This window comes from Pseudonocardia sp. EC080619-01, from assembly GCF_001420995.1.
GTDB lineage: Bacteria > Actinomycetota > Actinomycetes > Mycobacteriales > Pseudonocardiaceae > Pseudonocardia.
The window spans coordinates 4,912,361-4,932,490 of record NZ_CP012184.1; the positions used below are offsets into that span (position 1 = coordinate 4,912,361).

Consider the following 20,130-nt stretch of genomic DNA (forward strand, 5'->3'; position numbering starts at 1 on the left):
CAGCGCACTGCGGCGGGGGATCGTTCGTCGTCAGGGGGTGTCGATCGTCAGCCACTCCGCGCTCAGGGAGTCGAGGAAGTCCTGCGCGTCGAACGCCTCGCCGGGCGCCAGGACACCCCGCTCCTGCGCCCGGCCGTCCAACAGTCGCACGACCGCCTCGACGAGGAGCGGCGCGGTGACCGCGTAGATGTCCCGGCCGGTCGCCGCGATGCGGCGGTCCTCCCGGCCGCGCCGGACGACGACGTCGACCACGAACACCTGCGCCGAGCGCCTGTGCTCGTCGACGGCCTGCGGCGCCGAGGTCGCCGGATCACGGACGTCCCCGAGCGCGACCGAGGCCAGGTAGTTCTCGATCCGGGTCGCCGGCAGGTGGCGGGCCATCGTGACGATCTCGCTGAACGGCACACCGACCACGGTCTGCGTCCCGATCGGGGCCGGGAACACCCATTCCCGTTCGGGGGCCGGAGCGGGTGCGGGGACCAGCTGCCCGCCGTCGACGACGAGCCGTGTGGCCGTGTTGCGCTCGCCGGTGATCCGCGTGCCCCTCGTCGGCCACCACCGGTCGAGGCCGATGCCGACGGTCACCGCGTCGATCGTGTCCCATCCCGTCGTCGCGGCGGTGGCGAGCAGGTCGGCCAGCCCGCCGTAGAACGACATCGCCGGCACCACCGCCACGTCCGGCGCGGCACCGGGGGCTCCGTACGCGTCGTACAGGCCCTGCACCGCAGCCTGCTCGGCCGCGACGTCCAGGTAGTGCGCTCCCGCGCGGACGGCGGCGTCCGCCAGCGGGCGGGCCGTGTCGAGGAACGGGCCGGCGACGTTCACGACCGCCGAGACCCCTCGTACTGCGGCGTCCAGCGCGGCCGGATCGTCGACCGACGCCGGCCGTACCTCCGACCCCGGGACCTGCGCCCCGAGCTCGTCCAGGGCCGTCGTGCTCCGTCCGGACAGGACGGGCACCAGGCCGCGCCGCACCAGTTCCGCGACCACGAACCGTCCCGTGTGGCCGTACGCCCCGTAGACCAGAACTCTGCTCTCCATGCGTCCACCTCACCAGCGCAGAGGGGTTCGTTCGAGTGTCTGATCCGACGACGTACGTACACTTTCGGACATGCACACCCTGGGGCTCGCCCTCCACCAGGACTCGATGCTCTACGAGACGGCGATCGCGTCGGAGGTCTTCGGGGTCGACAGGTCCGAGCTGTCGGCGACGGGTGAGTGGTACGACGTCGTCGTCTGCACCCCGAACGGGGTCGCCCCCGGCTGGTTCCCCGGCGCCGAGGTCCAGGACTTCGCAGCGCTGAGCCGGGTCGACACCGTCCTCGTCCCGTCCACGTCCGTTCTCGACCGCGAGCCGGACGCGGAGCTCCTTTCCGCCCTCCGGGCCGCGTACGAACGGGGCGCGCGGATCGCCGCCCTGTGCACCGGCTCGTTCGTGCTCGCGGCGGCCGGTCTGCTCGACGGCCGCCCGGCGACCACGCACTGGATGCACGCCGCCGAGCTCGCGGACCGTCATCCCCGTGTCGACGTGCGGGCGAACGTCCTCTACGTCGACGACGGGCAGGTCCTCACGTCGGCGGGCAAGACCGCGGCACTCGACCTCTGCCTGCACCTCGTCCACCTCGACCACGGCACTGCCGCGGCGAACGGGCTGGCGCGCACGCTCGTCGTCCCGTCGCACCGCCCCGGCGGCCAGCAGCAGTTCATCGTCGCGCCGGCCGATCCCGTCGTGACCGACGAGCTCGCTGCGGCGCTGGACTGGGCGCGCACCCGTCTCGACCAGCCGATCACGGTGCAGGGGCTTGCCGATCGGGCCCGGCTCAGCAGCCGGCAGCTCGCCCGGCGGATGCTGGCCGAGCTCGGTGTCGCCCCGCTGACCTGGCTCCACGACCAGCGGATCCGCCGTGCGCAGGACCTCCTCGAACGTACCGGCGCCTCCGTGGAGGAGATCGCCACACGCTGCGGCATGGGCACCGCGGCGACGCTCCGGCGGCGGTTCCGGCACTCCCTCGGCGTCAGCCCGACGGCCTACCGGGCCGCCTTCCGGAGCTCCCACGAGCTCTGCCCGAGCCCCGGCTGAGGCCGACGGCGCCTGCGGGCTCAGGGCGTGGACGACGTCCCTGGTCGGTGGGCCGGGCCGGGGAGGCGTGCGATGTCGGCCAGCCACTTCTTGAGCAGCACCGTCTCGGGGGCGGCGAGGACCGTGTTGTCGTCCGGCAGCGCGAGAAGGGTCGCCGCCGCCCGGGCGAGGTGGGGCTCCTCCGCCGGATGGTGGGCGGGCCGGCTGCCGCCGGTGACGGCCGCGATGGTGGCCTCGCGCATGTCGGCCGACAGCCCCGGGTCGGGACGGGCGGTGATGATCTGTTGCAGGGTGACGCCGATGTTGGCCGCGAGGATGTGGGCCGCGGCCCGGTCCGGCTCGACGGCGAGGCGGCCGCGGGCGGCCGCCTCCCGGGTCAGACCCAGGAGGATCGTGGTGGGCCGTTCCTGTGCCGCGGGTCGCCTGCCCGGCGTGACCTGGCCGTACATCAGGGCGTAGAAGCCGGGGTTGGCGATGCCGAACGCGACGTGGGCGTCCCAGCCGTCGCGGATGTCCTGGATCGGGTCGCCGCTGGACTCGTGCTCCTGCTTGGCGGACAGGTACTGCTCGAACCCGTGCTCGACGACGGCGTCGAGCAGCCCCTCCTTGCTCCCGAAGAAGTGGTAGAGCGTGGGCAGCCGGACACCGCCGGCGTCGCAGATCGCACGCAACGGGACGGTCTCGCCCGGGGACGCCGCGATCAGGTCGGCAGCGGCGCGCAGCAGCCGGTTCCTGGTCCCGCCGGGGGGTTCGTGTCCCACGACTCCACCTTAGGTCGACCGGGTCGGGTCACTGCCGCGGCGTCGTGGCCGGGTGCGTGCCCCGGTGTGGTTCGCACACGCGCCCGGCCACGACGCTCAGCACCGGCGACGGCGCCGCGACCCGCTCAGCGGGTGGTGTAGCCGCCGTTGGCGAAGATCGTCTGGCCGGTGATCCACCAGCCCTCGGTCGCCAGGAACCGCACGATGGGCGCGATGTCCTCGATCCGGGTGAGCTGGTTGCCCATGGCCATCGACCGGTGGAACTCGACCCGCTCCGGGGTCTCCTGGGGGTAGAAGAACGGGGTGTCCATCGGGCCCGGGGCCACGCTGTTGACCGAGATCCCGCGCTCGGCGAACTCCTTGGCCGCGGCACGCGTGAAGTGCTCGACCGGGGACTTGCCACCGGCGTAGGTGGAGTAGCCGTCGGTGAACGCCGCCAGCAGCGCGGTCACGATGGTGACGATCTTGCCGTTGTCGGCGAGGTTGCGGCCGGCCTCCTTGATGAAGAAGTAGGCCGCCTTCGAGTTGATGTCGAACATCGAGTCGTACTCGTCCTCGGTGGTCTCCACGATCGGCTTGCGGAGCACCTTGCCCACGGTGTTGACCGCGACGTCGATCGGTCCGAGCGATCCGGTCGCATCGGCGAAGAGCCGCTCGACGTTCGCCGGGACGGTCAGGTCCCCGGACAGCAGGACGCCCTGCCCCCCGGCGGCCTCGACGGCCTTCAGCGTGTCCTCCGCCTCGGGACGGGACGACTCCGAGTTGTAGTGGATCGCCACGTTCGCCCCGGCCTCGGCGGCCTGCCTGCTGACCAGGCCACCGAGGTTCTTGCCGCCCGCGGCGACGAGCACGTTCTTGCCCTGCAGCGTGTGAGTGGCCATGTCTCCTCCTATATCGACTGACCACTTCTGTGTATCAGAGATACAGAGCGGGTGTCGAGTCGATCCAGACGCCCGTCAGGCCGCGGTGAGGCTCACGCCCGTCAGCTCCTGCGACAGGTCCCAGATCCGCGCCGCGTCCTCCTCGCTGCGCAGCGGCCGGTACAGGTCCTGCTCCCCGGGGCCGCCGCCGAGATGCCCGAGCCCCGTCGGCCCGTAGAGCCGCCCGCCCTGCGCGTCCGCGGACGTCGCGGCCAGCAGCGCGGGCAGCTGCGCCGTCGCGACCGTCCCGATCAGGACCCCCCACCGCGACAGCGCCCGGATCACGTGCACCTGCGGGGTGTCCCGGGTGCGCCCGACCTCGGGCCGGGCGGAGAGCAGGCTCGTCGGCACGACGCCGGGGTGGGACAGGTTGCTGGTGATGCCCCAGCCGCCCGCGCGGCTGCGCCGGTCGAGTTCGAGTCCGAACAGCCCGAGGGCGACCTTCGACTGGCCGTAGGCGCGGGAGCCGTCGTAGGAGCGCTCCCAGTTCGGGTCGTCCCAGTGGATCGCGCCCCGGGCGGCCGCGATGCTGACCTGCGAGGTCACCCGGCCCCGGCCGGCGCGGAGCAGCGGCATCAGGTGCCCGACGAGTGCGACGTGACCGAGGTGGTTCGTGCCGAGCTGCAGCTCGAAGCCGTCGGCCGTCGTCTGCCGGTCCGGCGGGGTCATGACGCCGGCGTTGTTCACCAGCAGGTGGATCGGCCGGTCCTCGCCGCGCAGGGTCTCGCCGAGCCCGGCCACGGACGCCAGCGAGGACAGGTCCAGCTCGCGCAGCGACACGTCGGCGCCGGGGTGCCGCCGGCGGACGGCGCTGACCGCGGCCTCGCCCTTGCGCGGGTTGCGGACGGGCATGACCACCTCGGCCCCGGCGGCGGCGAGCCGGGTGGCGATGCCGAGGCCGACCCCGTCGCTCGCGCCGGTGACGACGGCGCGCCGCCCGCGGAGGTCGGGGACGGTGATGTCGGGCGTGCGCGGCATGGTGTTCTCCTCGGGGTTCCGGGCGGTACCCGTCCAGGCTCACGTGCCGGCGGGTCCGTATCCACGGCCCGCCGATCCGTGGCTGCGGCCGTAGCGGGGGATCGACGATCCGTGGTCCGGCCGGCTGTCGCGCGGTAGGAACGGGGTCGTGATCGAGGGGGAGGGTGGTGGGCCGTGATCGACCGGACCGGGCTGGCGGAGTTCCTCCGGCGACGACGGGGTGCGCTGCAGCCCGAGGACGTCGGGCTCCCGCGCGGACGGCGCCGCCGGACCGCCGGGCTGCGGCGCGAGGAGGTCGCCGCGCTCTGTCACATGTCGGCCGACTACTACGCGCGCATCGAACGGGAACGCGGGCCGCAGCCGTCGGAGCAGATGCTCGCGTCGATCGCGCAGGGCCTGCACCTCTCCCTCGACGAGCGCGACCACCTGTTCCGGCTCGCCGGGCACCACCCGCCCCTGCGCGGGGCGGCGAGCGAGCACATCGGGCCCGGCCTGCAGCGCATCCTCGACCGCCTCGCCGACACCCCCGCCGAGATCGTCACCGAGCTGGGGGAGACGCTGCGGCAGAGTCCCCTAGGCGTCGCCCTGACCGGCGACACGACCGGCTACACCGGCCCGGCGCGCAGCCGCGGCTACCGCTGGTTCACCGACCCGGACACCCGCCGCCTGTACGCGCCGGAGGAGCACGCGTTCCTCTCCCGGATGTACGCCTCCGGCCTGCGGGGGCTCGTCACCCTGCGCGGGCCCGGGTCGCGGGCCGCGCACCTCGCCGACCTCCTCCTCGGGCAGAGCGAGGAGTTCGCGGCCCTGTGGGACGAGCACGAGATCGGCATCCGCCCGCGCGACACCAAGACACTGGTCCACCCCGAGCTCGGCGTGCTGGAGCTGAACTGCCAGACGCTCGTCGACCCGGAGCAGTCGCACATGCTGTTCGTCTACACCGCGGTGCCGGGCAGCGAGAGCCACGAGAAGCTCCAGCTGCTGTCCGTCATCGGGGCGCAGACGCTCGGCCCGGCCGCACCCGGACACCCCGGCGACGGTCTCCCGGTGACGTAACAGGCGGCGGGCAGGCAGCCGAGTCCGAGCGCGTCGGCCCCGTCACCCGACGGACTCGACACGGGGCCCGGGGCTGGGGGACCGATGCTCGCGCTCGTCGTGATCATGCTGATTCTGCTCGGCTGGGCCCTGGTCGCGGGCCGTCTCGCGCGGTTCAGCGTCACGATGCCGCTGGCGATGCTGGTGGCCGGAGTCCTGCTCACCGCGGGATCCGACCCGGTGTTCGTCTTCGACCTCGAGTACGAGTCGGCCGAGCACGTCGTCGAGGTCGTCCTCGCGATCCTGCTGTTCACCGACGCGACCGAGGTGCCGGGCGGCGTCCTGGGGCGGGAGCCGCGGCTGACCCTGCGGCTCCTGCTGGTCGCCCTCCCGCTGTCGCTCCTGCTGGCCTGGGGCGGCGGCGTCCTCCTGCTCGGCGGTGCGGGCATCTGGATGGCGGCCGTCCTCGCGACGATCGTCATGCCCGTCGACCTCGCACCCGCGGTCGCCTTCGTCCGGGACCGGCGGGTGCCGGAACGGCTGCGGGAGCTCGTCAACGTCGAGAGCGGGCTCAACGACGGCATCGTCGCGCCCATCTTCCTCCTCGCACTCGCCGCGGCGACCGCGGCCGGTGCGGAGTCCATCGAGGAGGCCGCGATCGACGCCGTCCCCGCGCTGGGCATCGCGATCCTGGTCGGCGCCGTCGTCGGTGTCGCCGCCGCGCGGGTGCTGCGCCGGTCGCTCGTCGCGGGGTGGAGTCAGCCGTCGGCGCTGCGCATCGGGGTGCTCGCCCTGCCGCTGCTCGCCTACGGGGGCGCGGTCGTCGCCGGGGGCAACGGGTTCGTCGCCGCGTTCGTCGCCGGCGTGTTCTTCGAGCCGGTGGCGCGCCGGCTCCCGGCGGGCACCCTGCACCTCGCCGAGGACGTCGGGCACCTGCTGTCGCTCGCGCTGTGGTTCGTGTTCGGCGCGATCGTGAACCAGACCCTCGCCGCCGGGTCGGTGACCTGGCAGATCGTGCTCTACGCGGTGCTCGCGCTGACCGTCGCCCGGGTGCTGCCGGTGGCGGTCGCGCTGATCGGGACCGACCTCTCCGCGCGCGACCGCCTCGTCGTCGGGTGGGTGGGTCCGCGGGGGATCGCGACGCTCGTGTTCGGGATGCTCGCGTTCATCGACCTGCCCCCGCCGCAGGAGGACCTCGCGCTCACCGTCGCCGTCGTGACCGTGGTGGCCAGCATCGTCGTCCACGGCCTGTCGTCGGGGCTGGTGTCCCGGTCCTACCCGGCGACGACGGCCGGCGACCCCGGGCCGTCCCCCGGTGGTGAGCCGGCGGGGGACGGCCCGGGACGGGTGGGCCGGACCGCCCGCCGGTGGCGGCGCCGGTGACCCGGCCCGGGCTCAGAAGGCGAGGCGGCGCACCGACTCCGGGCGGAGGACGACGCGCAGGAGCCCGTCCTGGGCGAGGATCGCCGCGAGATCGGCGGCCCGGACCGGGTCGTCGAGGTCCCAGTAGCGCGCGGCGAGGCGGGCGGCCAGTTCGTGCGCCCCGTCGGTCTCGACCGTGGCCCGGCCGCTGACCGACACCCAGCGCTCGCGCTCCTCCACCGGAGCGGCGACGACGAGTGCGGCGCGCGGATCGCGACGCAGGCGGCGCACCTTCAGCGCGTCCGGCTCGGTGAAGAGCTGGACCGCGCCGCCGGTGGTGGCCTCGAACCAGACCGGCCGGGCCTGCGGCGGCTGCGGACCCTCGGCGAGGGTCAGGAAGCCGTGCAGCGGGCGCCCGAGGAACTCGATGTCCTCGGCGGTCAGGGTGCTGGTGGCGGTGCTCATGGTGGTCCTCTCCGTGGTCCTGTCCCGGGGGTCGGTGTGCGCTGCGGTCACCGGTCCCACGCCCCGGCGGCCGCGGCCCGGACGACGTAGTCCTCGAAGGGACGGGGCTCCCGGCCGAGCACGGTGGCGACGCCGTCGTCGGTCCCGGCGATCTCCCCGCGCGCCATGAGGACGAACATCTCGGCGACGTGGTGGGCGTCGTCCGGGCCGACACCCCGCCCCACCAGCTCCGCGGTGTACGCGGCGGGGGAGACCTGCTCGTAGGTGAGGGACCGCCCGGTCGCCCGGGAGATCAGCTCGACGGCCTCGGGGAAGGTCACCGGACGCGGCCCGGTGAGCTCGTAGGTCCGCCCGGCGTGCCGGCCGGGCCCGGTCAGCACGGCCGCCGCGACGTCGGCGACATCCTCCAGGTCGACGAACGCCTCCGGGACCTCGCCGGCCGGCAGGGACAGCCCGCCGGCGACGAGCGGCGCGTGGAAGAGGTCCTCGTCGAAGTTCTGGGCGAAGTTCGACGGCCGCAGCACGGTCCACTCCAGCGCCGAGCCGCGCACGGCGTCCTCGGCCGAGCGCATGTCCCGCCCGAACGACGAGTCGCCCCAGGTGTCGGCGCCGTGCCCGGAGAGCAGGACCAGGCGTCGCACGCCGGCCGCGGCGGCCCGGGCGACGAACTCGTGGACCGGGCCGGGCACGGTCGGCGGGACGACGTAGGCGGTGGTGACGCCGTCCAGCGCCCGGTCCCAGCCGGCGGGATCGGACCAGTCGAACGGGGTCGCGCTGGACCGGGAGGCGGCGCGCACCGGGACCCCGCGCAGCCGCAGGCGGGCGGCGACCCGCCGGCCGGTCTTGCCGGTGGCGCCGAGGACGAGGGTGGTGTCGGTGGTGCTCATGACGACGATTCAACGGCTGATTGCCGGACGAATCCATGGGTGAGGAGCCGGATCGCCTGTGTGTTCGTCTAACCTCGGAGACGTGGATGCCTTCGCCGACCTCTTCCGCGGGGTGCGGGCCCAGGGCTCGCTCTTCGGCAGCACGACCCTGACCGCGCCGTGGTCGTTGCGGTTCGTCGACGGCGCCCCGCTCACGCTGTGCACCGTGCTCGAGGGCGGGGGATGGCTCCTCCCGGACGGGCACCCGCCCGAGCACCTCGCCGCCGGCGACACGGTGATCCTCCGGGGGCCCGGCCTGTTCTCCTTCGTCGACGTGATCGGGACGGCTGCCGAGCCGATCGAGTGCGGTGAGGACTGCGCGACCCCCGAGCAGGGCGGGACGCTGCACCGGCTCGGGTGGCACGACCGCGGCGGGGGCGACGGCGACGGTGCCACCACGCTGGTCGTCGGCGCCTACCCGGTGGGCGGTGAGATCGGCAGGCGGCTGCTGGACGCGGTGCCCGACGTCCTGCGCATCGAGCCGGACGGGACGGCCGACGCTGTGCGGGACCTGCTGGCCGCGGAGGTCGCCGTCGACGCGCCGGGGCAGCAGGTCGTCCTCGACCGGTTGCTGGACTGGATGCTCGTCTGCTCGCTGCGCGAGTGGTTCGACCGGCCCGGCGGCGCGCCGCCCGCCTGGTACGCGGCGCACCGCGATCCCGTCGTCGGCCACGCCCTGCGGCTGCTGCACGCCGAGCCGGCAGCCCCGTGGACGGTCGCGTCGCTCGCCGACCGGGTGGCCGTCTCGCGGGCGACGCTGGCGAAGCGGTTCGCCGACCTCGTCGGGGAGCCGCCGCTGACCTACCTGACCCGGTGGCGTATGACCCTGGCAGCGGACCTGCTGTCCGGGCGCGAGACGACTACGATCGCCGAGGTCGCCCGCGAGGTCGGCTACTCCGACGCCTTCGGGTTCAGCGCCGCGTTCAAGCGCGTCCGCGGTGTCACGCCGAGCGCGTTCCGCCTGGCCGGCGCCGCGGCCACCTGACGGGCGACGCCGGTCAGGTCCGGGCGGGCTCACGGGCGGACACCCGTGCGAGGAAGTCCTCCACGAGCCCCAGCACGGTCTGCGGGTGGCTCTCGATCAGGAAGTGGCCGCCGCCGGGGACGAGGTGGATCTCGGCGCCGGGGAGGTCCCGGGCGAACGCCCGCGCCCCGTCCGGGCCGAAGATCTCGTCGTTCTCCCCCCACACCGCCAGCAGCGGGACCTGGGACTCGCGGAACCAGGCGTGCAGCTCCGGGTAGAGCGGCGGGTTCGTCGCGTAGTCGCGGAACAGGCTGAGCTGGGCCGCCGCCGAGCCGGGGCGGGCCATCGAGGCGGCGTCGATCGTCCAGCAGTCGGGGTCGACGAGCTCCGGCCGGTCCACGCCGTGCAGGTACTGCCACCGGATCGCCGGCTCGTCCAGCGCGGCGCGCACCGCCGGTTCGGTGCCGGGACCGGGCGCGTCGGCGTAGGCCCACACCGGCGCCCAGAAGCCGGGGACGAAGCCGTCGTCGTAGGCGTTGCCGTTCTGGCTGATCACGGCGGTGGCCGCCGCCGGCCGCCGCAGCGCGAGGCGCCAGGCGATCGGGGCGCCGTAGTCCTGCACGACGACCGTGAACCGCTCCACGCCCAGCTCGTCGAGCAGCGCCTCCGTCACGTCGGTGAGCGCGTCGAAGGTGTAGTCGAACGAGCCGGCGTCGGGGGCGTCGGAGTGGCCGAACCCGATGTGGTCGGGCGCGATCACGCGGTAGCGCTCGCCGAGCGCCGGGATCAGCGCGCGGTACATCCGGGAGCTGGTCGGGAAGCCGTGCAGCAGCAGGACGACGGGCGCGTCGTCCGGTCCGGACTGCCGGACGAACACCCGGTGACCGGCCACGTCGAGACGGCGGTGCAGCACCTCGGCCATGTCTAACCTCCTAAATAAGTTTTGATGGTTAGATAGGAGCATGGGTCGTCAGCCGGGGTCAAGCGGCCGGACCGGGAGCTACGCTCGCGGCATGGCCGATCCACGTCCGCTGACGGGGGAGCCGTTGCCGCTGGACCTGCTCAACACCCGGTGGGTCGAGCACGGCGAGGAACGGGACCTGCTGTCGGACCCCGGCGGCGTGGCCGCCTGGCTCGCCGGGCACGGGTTCGGCACCCCCGACGGCGAGCGGGCCGGTGCGGCGCTCCGGAGCGCGCGGAGCGTCATGACCGGCCTCCTCGACGACCCGGTGGCCCACGCGGCCGCGTTCGACGAGCTCCTCGCCCACGGCCGGCTGCGCCGGGGGTACGGCCCGGACGGCGCCGTCACCCGGCCCGAGGTCGACGACGCCGACCTGCTGCCGGCCTGGACCGCGGCCGAGGCGCTGCTGCGGCTGCTGGAGACCCGCCCGGACCGGATCCGGCGCTGCGCCCACGACGACTGCGTCCTGCACTTCCTCGACACCACCCGCAGCGGCACGCGGCGCTGGTGCTCGATGACGTCGTGCGGCAACCGGACCAAGGCGAACCGCCACTACGCGCGGAGCCGCGGCGCCACGTGAGGCGGTCGGGGGAATCGGTGACCGTCGGCAGTCTCACACGGGTTGTTGTCACCCATCTGATGTGCGACAACGTCATCCGTTCGATGGCGTTATCACTGTTCGAGCTTGCGGAGGGTCGGGGGCTCGGTACGGTCCCGCCACATGCGCACCTCACGTCACTCCCGTCGCCGCCTGCCTGCCATCGGCACAGGCGCGGGCGCCGTGCTCGTCGCCCTGGCGGTCGTCGCTGCCGGTGACGTGGCGGTGCCGAACACACAGTCCCCGGCCTACCGCGCGGTCGCCGCGGCCCAGGAGGAGCCACCGGGGGGCGGTGACTCCGACGACGGGGGCGGGTCCGGTACCTCCTCCCCGCAGGACGACAGCTCGGACGACTCGGGCGGCTCCGGCGACTCAGGCAGCTCGGGCGACTCAGGCAGCTCGGGCGGCTCCGGCAGCTCGGGCGACTCCGGCGACTCGGGTGGCTCGGGCAGCTCCGACCGGCCCGGCCTCCCCGGCCTCTCCGATCTCACCGGAGGGACGATCTCGATCGACGGGACCGACTACCCGAACCCGCTGCAGCTGAGGAACGGTGGCCCGGTCTCCAGTGCGGCGATCTGGGAGAACACCCGCCGCGAGGAGCTGCTGGCCGACTTCCGCGAGAACGTCTACGGCCAGAGCCTGCCGATGCCGACCGAGCAGACCTTCGACGTGACCCCGACCGACGTCGGCGACGTGACGCGCAAGATCGTCAAGATCGACATCACCGGGCCGGAGGGGACGGGCAGCTTCGACCTGAAGCTGTTCCTCCCCAAGGGCGAGAGCAAGCCGCGCGGGACCTTCCTGATGATCGACCACCGCGGCTCGGTGAGCGACGACCCGACCCAGTCGTCGGACTACGCGCCGGTCTCGAAGATCACGAAGGCCGGCTACGCCTTCGCCCAGATCGACGCCGAGCAGATCGCTCCCGACGACAGCGACAGCTACCGCAGCAAGATGATCAACCTGTTCCACGACTCCGGGCAGGACCTCCCCGACGACGCCGGTCGCGCCATCAGCGCCTGGGCGTGGGGCGCCAGCCGGGCCATGGACTACCTCGAGACCGACCCCGACATCGACGCCACGAAGGTCGCGGTGATCGGCCACTCGCGGGGTGGCAAGGCGTCGCTGTGGGCCGGGGCGCAGGACACGCGCTTCGCCGCCGCCATCACGAACAACTCCGGTTCCACCGGCGCCAAGCCGGCCCGGCGCGGCGACGGAGGCGTCGGCGGCGAGACCGTGGCACGGGTGAACGAGTCGTTCCCGCACTGGTTCCCGCAGACGTACAAGAAGTTCAACGACGACGTCGACGCGCTGCCCGTCGACCAGCACCAGCTGCTGGCCCTGGTCGCCCCGCGACGGGTGGTCGTCGGGAGCGCGGCCGACGACTCGAACGCCGATCCCGAGGGCGAGTTCCTGTCGTACGTCTCGGCGTCGAAGGTCTACGAGCTGTACGGGCTGGGCGACACCGGCCTCCCGTCCCCGGACTGGAAGCCGGCCACCGACACCGCGTTCCGCGGTCCGGCGATGAGCTACCACCTCCGTTCCGGCGGGCACGGCCTGCAGGGCGAGGACTGGGACATGTACCTCGACGGGAACCTGTTCGTCCGGTGACCGACGCGGTCAGCCCGACGCCACCGCCAGCAGCGCGAGCGGCGCGGGCACCGCGATCAGGACGAGGAGCACGGCGTTGACGACCCGGTGCTCCCGCAGGATCGCGACGAACTCGCGCAGCACCGCGCTCGGCCAGTAGTACCCCGCCGTCGGCGCCCCGGCGGCCTGGGCGTCGACGCCCAGCCTGCGGGCCAGGACGGCGGCCCGGAACACGTGGTAGTCGCTGGTCACGATCAGGCCGGGGCCGGCCGGGTCCGGGTCGCCGCGCACCAGTTCGTCGCTGAGCCGGAGGTTCTGCTCGGTGGTGCGTGACGCGGTCTCGGCACGCAGCAGCGCGGGGTCCGCGCCGTGGTCGACCGCCCACCGGCGCATCGCCTCGCCCTCCGCGAGCCGTTCGTCGTCGCCCTTCCCGCCGGACAGGACCAGCATCCGTGCGCCGCGACGGTCGAGCTCGGTCATCCCGGCCCGGATGCGGTCGGCCAGCAGCGGCGGCACCGCACTGCCGTGCAGGCCGGAACCGAGCACGACCACCCAGTCCGCCGGACGGTCCCGCACCAGCCACCGGTACAGCCGCGCGTAGCCGAGGAACGCGACGAACTGGAAGGCGAGGAAGTACGCGGCCAGCGCGCACAGGATCCACAGCGCCCGCAGCCAGACCGGCCCGGTGAGCATCACCGGCACCGCGACCGCCAGCAGCACGACGATCAGCAGCCCGGCGAGCAGTGACAGCGAGTTCCCGAGGCTCACCCGTTCCCGGCGCAGCATGACCGCCCCGTTGAGGATCAGGAACACGGCGAACACGAGGGCGAGCAGCGGGGACGTGACGGTGAGCAGCACGATCGTGCCGAGGACCGGGTTGCTGCCGGCGAACCCCAGCGTCGCGACGGCGTTGCCGAGCAGCACCGCCGCAGCGAGGAGCCAGTAGGCGTTGCTCAGCCGCCGGGGCTCGCGGCGCACCCGCCGCACGACGAACGTGCAGACGACGGCCGTGACGACGAGGGGGACGACCAGCACGGCCACGGAGATCAACAGGTTCGTACCACCGGACACCGGGCCATCCTGCCCAGCGACGGTGCCACCCGATCGAGACCGTCCGGGATGCCAGGATCGGGGCATGCCCCTGAACGTCCACCACTCCGGCGACCCGGACGGCCCGCCCGTCCTCGCGATCCACGGCGTCACCGGTCACGGCCTGCGGTTCCGCCCGCTGTCCGGCGCGATGCCGGACCTGCGCTGGACCGCCGTCGACGTCCGCGGCCACGGACGTTCCCCGTGGACGCCGCCGTGGAACCTGGAGCGGCACGTCGCCGACGCGCTGCAGGTGCTCGACGACGAGGGGAGCGGCCGGGCCGTCGTCGTGGGTCACTCGTTCGGCGGCGCGATCGCGACGCACCTGGCGCGGACGGCGCCGGAGCGGGTGAGCCGGCTGGTGCTCCTCGACCCGGCGATCGGGCTGGACCCGGAGCTCATGCTCGCCAACGCCGAGGAGTTCCGCGCCGACGCCTCGTGGGCGACGCCCGACGAGGCCCGCGCGGCCCGGACCGAGACCTGGCCCGGGGTGCCCGCCGAGCGCGTCGACGCCGAGATCGAGGCCCATCTCGAACAGCGCGACGGCGCCTGGCGCTGGCGCTACTCGCGGGCGTCGGTCATCGCGGCGTGGGCGGAGATGGCGCGCCCCGCCGTCGTCCCGCCGGCCGGTCTGCCCACACTGGTCGTGCCGGCGACCGGCGCCGACTTCGTCTCCGACGCCTGGCTCGACGCCTGCCGGGCCGAGCTCGGCGACGACCTCACGGTCGCCCCGATGGACACCGGGCACATGGTCTACCTGGAACGACCCGCCGAGGTGGTGGAGCTGCTGCGCGGTTTCCTCGGCTGAGGCGTGCCGGGGCTGTGGCAGGATCGGCGCATGGCCTGCCCGGACGACCAGCGCCTGCGTGACCTCGCCCGGCTGCGCCGCGTCCGGGACCGGATGGACCGCGAGTACGCCCGCCCGCTCGACGTCGAGGCGCTCGCGCGGGGCGAGCACATGTCGGCCGGGCACCTGTCCCGGGAGTTCCGCCGGGCCTACGGCGAGTCGCCCTACAGCTACCTGATGACCCGCCGCATCGAGCGGGCGATGGCGTTGCTGCGCCGCGGCGACCTGTCGGTGACGGAGGTCTGCTTCGCGGTCGGCTGCTCGTCGCTCGGCACGTTCAGCACCCGGTTCACCGAGCTCGTCGGCATGCCGCCGAGCGTGTTCCGCCGCGAGGCCGCCCGCGGGACCGAGGGCATCCCGGCGTGCGTCGCGAAGCAGGTCTCCAGACCGGTCAGGAATCGAGAAGCCCCGGAGCGCTCGCCCTCCCTAGCGTGACGTGCATGGACATCAGCATTCACTCCAGCTTCCTCCCGCACACCGACGCCGAGGCGTCGCTGGCCTTCTACCGCGACGCCCTCGGCTTCGAGGTCCGGCTCGACGTCGGCTACGCCGACATGCGCTGGATCACCGTCGGCCCGCCCGACCAGCCCGCCGTGTCGATCGTCCTCGCCCCGCCCGCCGTCGACCCGGGCGTCACCGACGAGGAGCGCAGGGTCGTCACCGAGATGATGGCCAAGGGCACCTACTCGGCGATCCTGCTCGCCAGTAACGACCTCGAGGCCGCGTTCGACAAGGTCCAGGCGAGCGGGGCCGAGGTCGTCCAGGAGCCGATCGACCAGCCGTACGGGGTACGTGACTGCGCCTTCCGCGATCCCGCGGGCAACATGGTCCGCATCCAGCAGCGTCCGGCCTGACCGGCCGCAGGGGGGAACACACACGATGACCACGCAGCACGCCGCGGACAGCCACGACCTCATCCGCGTGCACGGGGCTCGGGAGAACAACCTGCGCGACGTCAGCGTCGAGCTGCCGAAGCGCCGGTTGACCGTGTTCACCGGCGTGTCCGGCTCCGGCAAGAGCTCGCTGGTGTTCGCGACGATCGCGGCCGAGTCCCAGCGGATGATCAACGAGACCTACAGCACCTTCGTGCAGGGCTTCATGCCCACGCTGGCCCGGCCCGACGTCGACCTGCTCGACGGTCTCACGACGGCGATCATCGTCGACCAGGAGCGGATGGGCGGCGACGTCCGCTCCACCGTCGGCACCGCGACCGACGTCGGCGCCCTGCTGCGGATCCTGTTCTCCCGGCTCGGCGAGCCGCACGTCGGGTCGGCGAAGGCGTTCTCCTTCAACGTCGCGACGATCAGCGGGTCCGGCGCGGTCACCGTCGAGAAGGGCGGCAGGCAGATCAAGGAGCGCCGCGACTTCGAGATCGTCGGCGGTGCGTGCCCGCGCTGCGAGGGGAAGGGCACCTCGTCGGACTACGACCTCACCGCCCTGTTCGACGCCGGCAAGTCGATCAGCGAGGGCGCGCTGACGATCCCGAACTACTCGGTCGAAGGCTGGTACGGGCGGATCTTCTCCAACTCCGGGTTCTTCCCGGGCGACAAGCCGATCAGCTCCTTCACGAAGCCGCAGATGGACGCGCTGCTCTACAAGGAGCCGACCCGGATCAAGGTCGACGGCGTCAACGTCACCTTCGAGGGCCTGATCCCGCGGATCGAGAAGTCGTTCCTGTCCAAGGACCGCGAGGCGATGCAGCCGCACATCCGCGCGTTCGTGGACCGGGCGATCGTGTTCCGGACGTGCCCCGAGTGCGACGGCACCCGGCTGTCCGAGCTCGCCCGGTCGTCGCGCATCGACGGCGTCAACATCGCCGACGCCTGCGCGATGCAGATCGACGACCTGGCGGAGTGGGTCCGCGGCCTGGAGGCACGCGCCGCGGACGACGCGGAGCGCGGCTCGGCGCTGTGCGGGGTGGCGCCGCTGCTCACCTCGCTGCGGGAGACGCTCGACTCGTTCGTCGAGATCGGCCTCGGCTACCTCAGCCTGGACCGGCCCGCGGGGTCGCTGTCCGGTGGCGAGGCGCAGCGCACCAAGATGATCCGGCACCTCGGGTCGTCGCTCACCGACGTCACCTACGTCTTCGACGAGCCCACCATCGGGCTGCACCCGCACGACATCGCGCGCATGAACGACCTGTTGCTGCGCCTGCGGGACAAGGGGAACACCGTGCTCGTCGTCGAGCACAAGCCGGAGACGATCGTGATCGCCGACCACGTCGTCGACCTCGGGCCGCGCGCCGGGTCCGACGGCGGCCAGGTCGTCTTCGAGGGCACCGTCGACGAGCTGCGGGCCGGCGGCACGCTCACCGGCCGGCACTTCGACGACCGTGCGTCGCTCAAGGAGTCCCTGCGCACCCCGACCGGTGTGCTCGAGGTGCGCGGCGCGGACAGCCACAACCTGCGCGACGTCGACGTCGACATCCCGCTCGGGGTGCTGACCGTCGTCACCGGGGTCGCAGGATCCGGCAAGAGCTCGCTGATCCACGGCTCGGTGGCCGGGCGGGACGGCGTCGTCGTGGTCGACCAGGGCGCGATCAAGGGCTCGCGGCGCAGCAACCCGGCCACCTACACCGGCCTGCTGGAGTCGATCCGCAAGGCGTTCGCCAAGGCCAACGGGGTCAAGCCGGCGCTGTTCAGCGCGAACTCCGAGGGCGCCTGCCCGAACTGCAACGGCGCCGGGGTGATCTACACCGACCTGGCGATGATGGCCGGCGTCGCCACCACCTGCGAGGTCTGCGAGGGCAGGCGGTTCGACTCCTCGGTGCTCGAGTACACCTTCGGCGGCCGCGACATCAGCCAGGTGCTCGCGATGTCGGTGGCCGAGGCGGAGAAGTTCTTCGGCGCGGGGGAGGCCCGGACCCCGGCCGCGCACAAGATCCTCGACCGGCTCGCCGACGTCGGGCTGGGCTACCTCAAGCTCGGCCAGCCGCTGACCACGCTGTCCGGCGGGGAGCGGCAGCGGCTGAAGCTGGCCGTGAACATGGGGGAGTCCGGCGGCGTCTACGTCCTCGACGAGCCGACCACCGGCCTGCACCTCGCCGACGTCGAGCAGCTGCTCGCGCTGCTCGACCGGCTCGTCGACGCCGGCAAGTCGGTGATCGTCATCGAACACCACCAGGCGGTCATGGCGCACGCGGACCGGATCATCGACCTCGGCCCGGGGGCCGGGTACGACGGTGGCCGGGTGGTCTTCGAGGGCACCCCGGCCGAGCTCGTCGCCGACCGCTCGACACTGACCGGGCAGCACCTCGCGGAGTACGTCGGGGCATGACGGCGGGCGGGCCGGTGCTCCCGGCCCGCCCGGCCTCACCGGCCGGCGGCGACCTCGCCGCGGCGGGGAGCGCGGTAGGTCAGGCTGCGCAGCCACCCGTCCAGCGGTCCCGGACGTCCGGCCCGCTCCAGCAGGCACGCGAGCACCAGCCCGGTCAGCCACACCCCGACGGCGACGGCCGCGCCGCCCGCACTGCTCACCGTGGTCCCGAGGCCGAGCACGGCCGGCGCGAGCAGCGCGAACAGCATCGCCTCCTGCAGCACGTAGAACGTCAGCGACCGCTTGCCCAGTGCGGCCAGCGCCCAGGTCACGAGGCCCTGCCGGTCCTGCAGCGCGTGCCCGGCCAGCCCGAACGCGGCCGTGTAGGCGAGCCCGCCGACGACACCCGTGAGCACGTGGAGGGTGACGGCGACACCGCCGGCGACGGGACCGGGCTGCCACACACCGGCGCCGATCAGCGCCCCCGGGACTCCCCCGAGCACGGAGACGGCGACTCCGGCGACCACGGCGCGACGCAGCTGCGGGCTGTACTCACCGGCCCGTTCCAGCAGCCGTCGCCGGCCCGCCCACATCCCGGCGAGGACGCCGACGAGCATCGGCCAGCCGACCAGCTGCAGGAGCGGGAACGCCGGGTAGCCCACGAACCGCACGGCGACACCGGCGAGGTAGCCGCCGTCGTCGGCGGGCGGGACGAACCCGGTGGATCCCGTCCCCCACACCACCCCGATCCAGAGGACGGGCATCAGCACGAGGTAGACCGCGCCGACCACGACGAGCGTCCGGCCGAGCGCCCGGTCGGACCGGAAGAGCAGCCCGCCGACCAGGAGCGTCGCGACGCCGTAGAAACCGAGCACGTCCGCACCGCCCAGGACGCTCGCGTGCAGCAGCCCGAACAGCAGCAGGTACCAGCCGCGGCGGCGCAGGACGCGGCGTGCCCCGGCGTCGGTGGATCCGCGGGCGAGCTGCCGGGCGACGATCGTCGCCAGGCCGTAGCCGAACAGCGCCCCGAACATCGGGTAGGAACGGTTGTCGACGAGGAGCAGCATGACGGCGTCGACGACGTGGTCGAGGCCCGTCTCGCCGAGCGGGCGGCTGACGAACCCCGGCGCGCCGCCGACCAGGAGCGGCGGCACGTGCGCGAGTGCGATCAGCAGCAGCATCGAGCCGCGCGCGAGGTCCGGGGCGAGGCTGCGGGGCGGGGCGGTCACGGGTCCGGTCACGGGTCCGATTCAGACACGGCGGACGGACGGCCCGCAGCGGACTTTCGTCGCGCAGGGGACGAACCTTGGTCGGGGCTCAGCCGCCCATCTCCGCCACCGTCTGCAGCAGGCCCTCCCATGCGGTGCGGCTGTCGGCGTCGTCGCGGTGCGCGGAGCGGAACCAGCGCAGGAACTCGCCGAGATCGGCCAGCAGCCAGCGCACCCGGTACAGCTCGAGCGCGTGCGGGTCCGGCTCGACGCCCGTGATCGCGGTGTAGGCCGAGAGGTCACCCGCGACGACGGCGAGGTCCCGCTCCGGGACGCCCAGCCCGACGGTGTCCCAGTCGATCAGCAGGAACCCGTCGTCGCTCCCCAGCAGGTTCCCGGGGTGCGGTTCACCGTGGGTGACGACGGCGGTCCGCCCGGCGAGGTCCAGCCGGTGGGCGAGCGCGTCGGCATCCGCGAGGTACTCGCGGATCGCACCCGCGTGCGTGACGACGGCCTGACGGGCGGGCTCGGAGTACGGGCCGCCGGTCCAGGAGACCTCCTGCCCGGCCAGCGCGGCGTCGATCACCGCCCGGTCCGGGACGTCGGGGGTGTGCACCGGGGTGCCCGCCGGCGGCGTGGCCGCGTGCAGCCGGGCCAGCAGGGTGAGGACCTCGTCCCGCGCGGCGGGGGAGAGCTCGGTGTGGAAGTCGTGGCTGCTCGCGTCGACGTGGGCGAACACCGTCAGTGCCCACCGCCCGTCGAGGTCGACGACGAGCTCCTTGTCCGGTGAGGGCTCCGCGGCGACGACGAACCCCAGGCCGTCCGCGCGCAGGGCGGCCGCCGTCTGCAGGGCCGCCCGGTACCCGTCGAGCGCGGCCTTCGCGGTGGCGCCGCACTGCGGCTTGTCGGTCAGGTCGGAGAGCTTGACGAACCAGCGCCGCCCGTCGGTGCCGGTCGCCGCCCAGTGGTAGTCGCCGAAACCGACCGCGCGGTAGTGCAGCTCACGGACGTCGATGCCGTGCCACGAGGACAGCGCGGAACGGACGTCGGCGTCGTCGAAGCCGGCCGGTCGGTACTCCATGCGGGGAATA

The 20,130-nt window shown here is 73.5% G+C and carries 20 protein-coding genes; 10 read left to right on the forward strand and 10 right to left on the reverse strand.

Annotated features, from left to right (window positions below):
- Positions 1–30 precede the first annotated feature (30 nt).
- Entirely contained in the window at positions 31–1,041 is a 1,011-nt protein-coding gene (locus AD017_RS23130) for a trans-acting enoyl reductase family protein (protein ID WP_060575535.1), read from the reverse strand.
- A 70-nt stretch (positions 1,042–1,111) separates the two neighbouring features.
- Here AD017_RS23130 and AD017_RS23135 point away from each other — a divergent pair, with 70 nt between their 5' ends.
- A complete protein-coding gene (locus AD017_RS23135; RefSeq protein WP_060575536.1) occupies positions 1,112–2,080 on the forward strand; it encodes a GlxA family transcriptional regulator in 969 nt (322 codons plus the stop codon).
- A gap of 20 nt (positions 2,081–2,100) precedes the next feature.
- On the opposite strand, the gene AD017_RS23140 is transcribed toward AD017_RS23135, so the two are convergent.
- The 3 genes from AD017_RS23140 to AD017_RS23150 form a co-directional block, all read right to left on the reverse strand.
- Positions 2,101–2,841, reverse strand: coding sequence for a TetR/AcrR family transcriptional regulator (locus tag AD017_RS23140; RefSeq protein WP_060575537.1), 741 nt, complete (start codon positions 2,839–2,841; stop codon positions 2,101–2,103).
- Positions 2,842–2,966: 125 nt separating this feature from the next.
- Positions 2,967–3,722 (reverse strand): SDR family oxidoreductase, encoded by a 756-nt coding sequence (locus AD017_RS23145; protein WP_060575538.1) that lies wholly within the window; start codon positions 3,720–3,722, stop codon positions 2,967–2,969.
- 75 nt (positions 3,723–3,797) lie between these two features.
- Positions 3,798–4,739 (reverse strand): SDR family oxidoreductase, encoded by a 942-nt coding sequence (locus AD017_RS23150; RefSeq protein ID WP_060575539.1) that lies wholly within the window; start codon positions 4,737–4,739, stop codon positions 3,798–3,800.
- A gap of 174 nt (positions 4,740–4,913) precedes the next feature.
- On the opposite strand from AD017_RS23150, the gene AD017_RS23155 reads away from it, so the two are divergent.
- Both AD017_RS23155 and AD017_RS23160 read left to right on the forward strand, forming a co-directional pair.
- Positions 4,914–5,795, forward strand: coding sequence for a helix-turn-helix transcriptional regulator (locus AD017_RS23155; protein ID WP_060575540.1), 882 nt, complete (start codon positions 4,914–4,916; stop codon positions 5,793–5,795).
- A gap of 84 nt (positions 5,796–5,879) precedes the next feature.
- Entirely contained in the window at positions 5,880–7,157 is a 1,278-nt protein-coding gene (locus AD017_RS23160) for a cation:proton antiporter (protein WP_082398883.1), read from the forward strand.
- Between the two features lie 12 nt (positions 7,158–7,169).
- Here AD017_RS23160 and AD017_RS23165 read toward each other — a convergent pair whose 3' ends face one another.
- Positions 7,170–7,601: a pyridoxamine 5'-phosphate oxidase family protein gene (locus AD017_RS23165; protein WP_060576564.1), complete on the reverse strand. Its 432-nt coding sequence runs from the start codon at positions 7,599–7,601 to the stop codon at positions 7,170–7,172.
- A 47-nt stretch (positions 7,602–7,648) separates the two neighbouring features.
- Complete coding sequence (locus tag AD017_RS23170; protein ID WP_010227339.1) at positions 7,649–8,488, reverse strand: NAD(P)H-binding protein; 840 nt, start codon at positions 8,486–8,488, stop codon at positions 7,649–7,651.
- Between the two features lie 82 nt (positions 8,489–8,570).
- Here AD017_RS23170 and AD017_RS23175 point away from each other — a divergent pair, with 82 nt between their 5' ends.
- Positions 8,571–9,512, forward strand: coding sequence for an AraC family transcriptional regulator (locus AD017_RS23175; protein ID WP_060575541.1), 942 nt, complete (start codon positions 8,571–8,573; stop codon positions 9,510–9,512).
- Between the two features lie 13 nt (positions 9,513–9,525).
- Here AD017_RS23175 and AD017_RS23180 read toward each other — a convergent pair whose 3' ends face one another.
- Positions 9,526–10,413 (reverse strand): alpha/beta fold hydrolase, encoded by an 888-nt coding sequence (locus tag AD017_RS23180; RefSeq protein WP_060575542.1) that lies wholly within the window; start codon positions 10,411–10,413, stop codon positions 9,526–9,528.
- Between the two features lie 91 nt (positions 10,414–10,504).
- Here AD017_RS23180 and AD017_RS23185 point away from each other — a divergent pair, with 91 nt between their 5' ends.
- On the forward strand, positions 10,505–11,032 hold the full coding sequence (locus AD017_RS23185; protein ID WP_060575543.1) for a CGNR zinc finger domain-containing protein: 528 nt from the start codon (positions 10,505–10,507) through the stop codon (positions 11,030–11,032).
- A gap of 141 nt (positions 11,033–11,173) precedes the next feature.
- A complete protein-coding gene (locus AD017_RS23190; protein WP_060575544.1) occupies positions 11,174–12,661 on the forward strand; it encodes a dienelactone hydrolase family protein in 1,488 nt (495 codons plus the stop codon).
- A gap of 9 nt (positions 12,662–12,670) precedes the next feature.
- On the opposite strand, the gene AD017_RS23195 is transcribed toward AD017_RS23190, so the two are convergent.
- The gene (locus AD017_RS23195; protein ID WP_010227349.1) at positions 12,671–13,711 is read right to left on the reverse strand and encodes a YdcF family protein; all 1,041 of its coding nucleotides are present in this window, start codon (positions 13,709–13,711) and stop codon (positions 12,671–12,673) included.
- A 64-nt stretch (positions 13,712–13,775) separates the two neighbouring features.
- Between AD017_RS23195 and AD017_RS23200 the strand changes: the two genes are divergently transcribed.
- Genes AD017_RS23200 through AD017_RS23215 form a run of 4 tightly spaced genes read left to right on the forward strand, consistent with a single transcriptional unit; the run spans position 13,776 to position 17,852 of the window.
- A complete protein-coding gene (locus tag AD017_RS23200; RefSeq protein ID WP_060575545.1) occupies positions 13,776–14,537 on the forward strand; it encodes an alpha/beta fold hydrolase in 762 nt (253 codons plus the stop codon).
- A gap of 30 nt (positions 14,538–14,567) precedes the next feature.
- Entirely contained in the window at positions 14,568–15,011 is a 444-nt protein-coding gene (locus tag AD017_RS23205; RefSeq protein WP_010227353.1) for a helix-turn-helix transcriptional regulator, read from the forward strand.
- Between the two features lie 5 nt (positions 15,012–15,016).
- On the forward strand, positions 15,017–15,430 hold the full coding sequence (locus tag AD017_RS23210; RefSeq protein WP_010227355.1) for a VOC family protein: 414 nt from the start codon (positions 15,017–15,019) through the stop codon (positions 15,428–15,430).
- Between the two features lie 25 nt (positions 15,431–15,455).
- Complete coding sequence (locus AD017_RS23215) at positions 15,456–17,852, forward strand: excinuclease ABC subunit UvrA (protein WP_060575546.1); 2,397 nt, start codon at positions 15,456–15,458, stop codon at positions 17,850–17,852.
- 35 nt (positions 17,853–17,887) lie between these two features.
- Here the strand turns inward: AD017_RS23215 and AD017_RS23220 are convergent, their stop codons facing one another.
- Positions 17,888–19,072, reverse strand: a complete 1,185-nt coding sequence (locus tag AD017_RS23220; RefSeq protein ID WP_060633701.1) for a DUF418 domain-containing protein — start codon at positions 19,070–19,072, stop codon at positions 17,888–17,890.
- A 76-nt stretch (positions 19,073–19,148) separates the two neighbouring features.
- A complete protein-coding gene (locus tag AD017_RS23225; protein ID WP_082398885.1) occupies positions 19,149–20,120 on the reverse strand; it encodes a phosphotransferase in 972 nt (323 codons plus the stop codon).
- Positions 20,121–20,130 lie beyond the last annotated feature (10 nt).

Excerpts from the sequence above, each read along its gene's own strand:
- AD017_RS23130 (WP_060575535.1), bottom strand. The coding sequence starts at position 1,041 with ATGGAGAGCAGAGTTCTGGTCTACGGGGCGTACGGCCACACGGGACGG.
- AD017_RS23135 (WP_060575536.1), top strand. The coding sequence starts at position 1,112 with ATGCACACCCTGGGGCTCGCCCTCCACCAGGACTCGATGCTCTACGAG.
- AD017_RS23145 (WP_060575538.1), bottom strand. The coding sequence starts at position 3,722 with ATGGCCACTCACACGCTGCAGGGCAAGAACGTGCTCGTCGCCGCGGGC.
- AD017_RS23150 (WP_060575539.1), bottom strand. The coding sequence starts at position 4,739 with ATGCCGCGCACGCCCGACATCACCGTCCCCGACCTCCGCGGGCGGCGC.
- AD017_RS23160 (WP_082398883.1), top strand. The coding sequence starts at position 5,880 with ATGCTCGCGCTCGTCGTGATCATGCTGATTCTGCTCGGCTGGGCCCTG.
- AD017_RS23165 (WP_060576564.1), bottom strand. The coding sequence starts at position 7,601 with ATGAGCACCGCCACCAGCACCCTGACCGCCGAGGACATCGAGTTCCTC.
- AD017_RS23170 (WP_010227339.1), bottom strand. The coding sequence starts at position 8,488 with ATGAGCACCACCGACACCACCCTCGTCCTCGGCGCCACCGGCAAGACC.
- AD017_RS23180 (WP_060575542.1), bottom strand. The coding sequence starts at position 10,413 with ATGGCCGAGGTGCTGCACCGCCGTCTCGACGTGGCCGGTCACCGGGTG.
- AD017_RS23185 (WP_060575543.1), top strand. The coding sequence starts at position 10,505 with ATGGCCGATCCACGTCCGCTGACGGGGGAGCCGTTGCCGCTGGACCTG.
- AD017_RS23190 (WP_060575544.1), top strand. The coding sequence starts at position 11,174 with ATGCGCACCTCACGTCACTCCCGTCGCCGCCTGCCTGCCATCGGCACA.
- AD017_RS23200 (WP_060575545.1), top strand. The coding sequence starts at position 13,776 with ATGCCCCTGAACGTCCACCACTCCGGCGACCCGGACGGCCCGCCCGTC.
- AD017_RS23205 (WP_010227353.1), top strand. The coding sequence starts at position 14,568 with ATGGCCTGCCCGGACGACCAGCGCCTGCGTGACCTCGCCCGGCTGCGC.
- AD017_RS23210 (WP_010227355.1), top strand. The coding sequence starts at position 15,017 with ATGGACATCAGCATTCACTCCAGCTTCCTCCCGCACACCGACGCCGAG.
- AD017_RS23215 (WP_060575546.1), top strand. The coding sequence starts at position 15,456 with ATGACCACGCAGCACGCCGCGGACAGCCACGACCTCATCCGCGTGCAC.
- AD017_RS23225 (WP_082398885.1), bottom strand. The coding sequence starts at position 20,120 with ATGGAGTACCGACCGGCCGGCTTCGACGACGCCGACGTCCGTTCCGCG.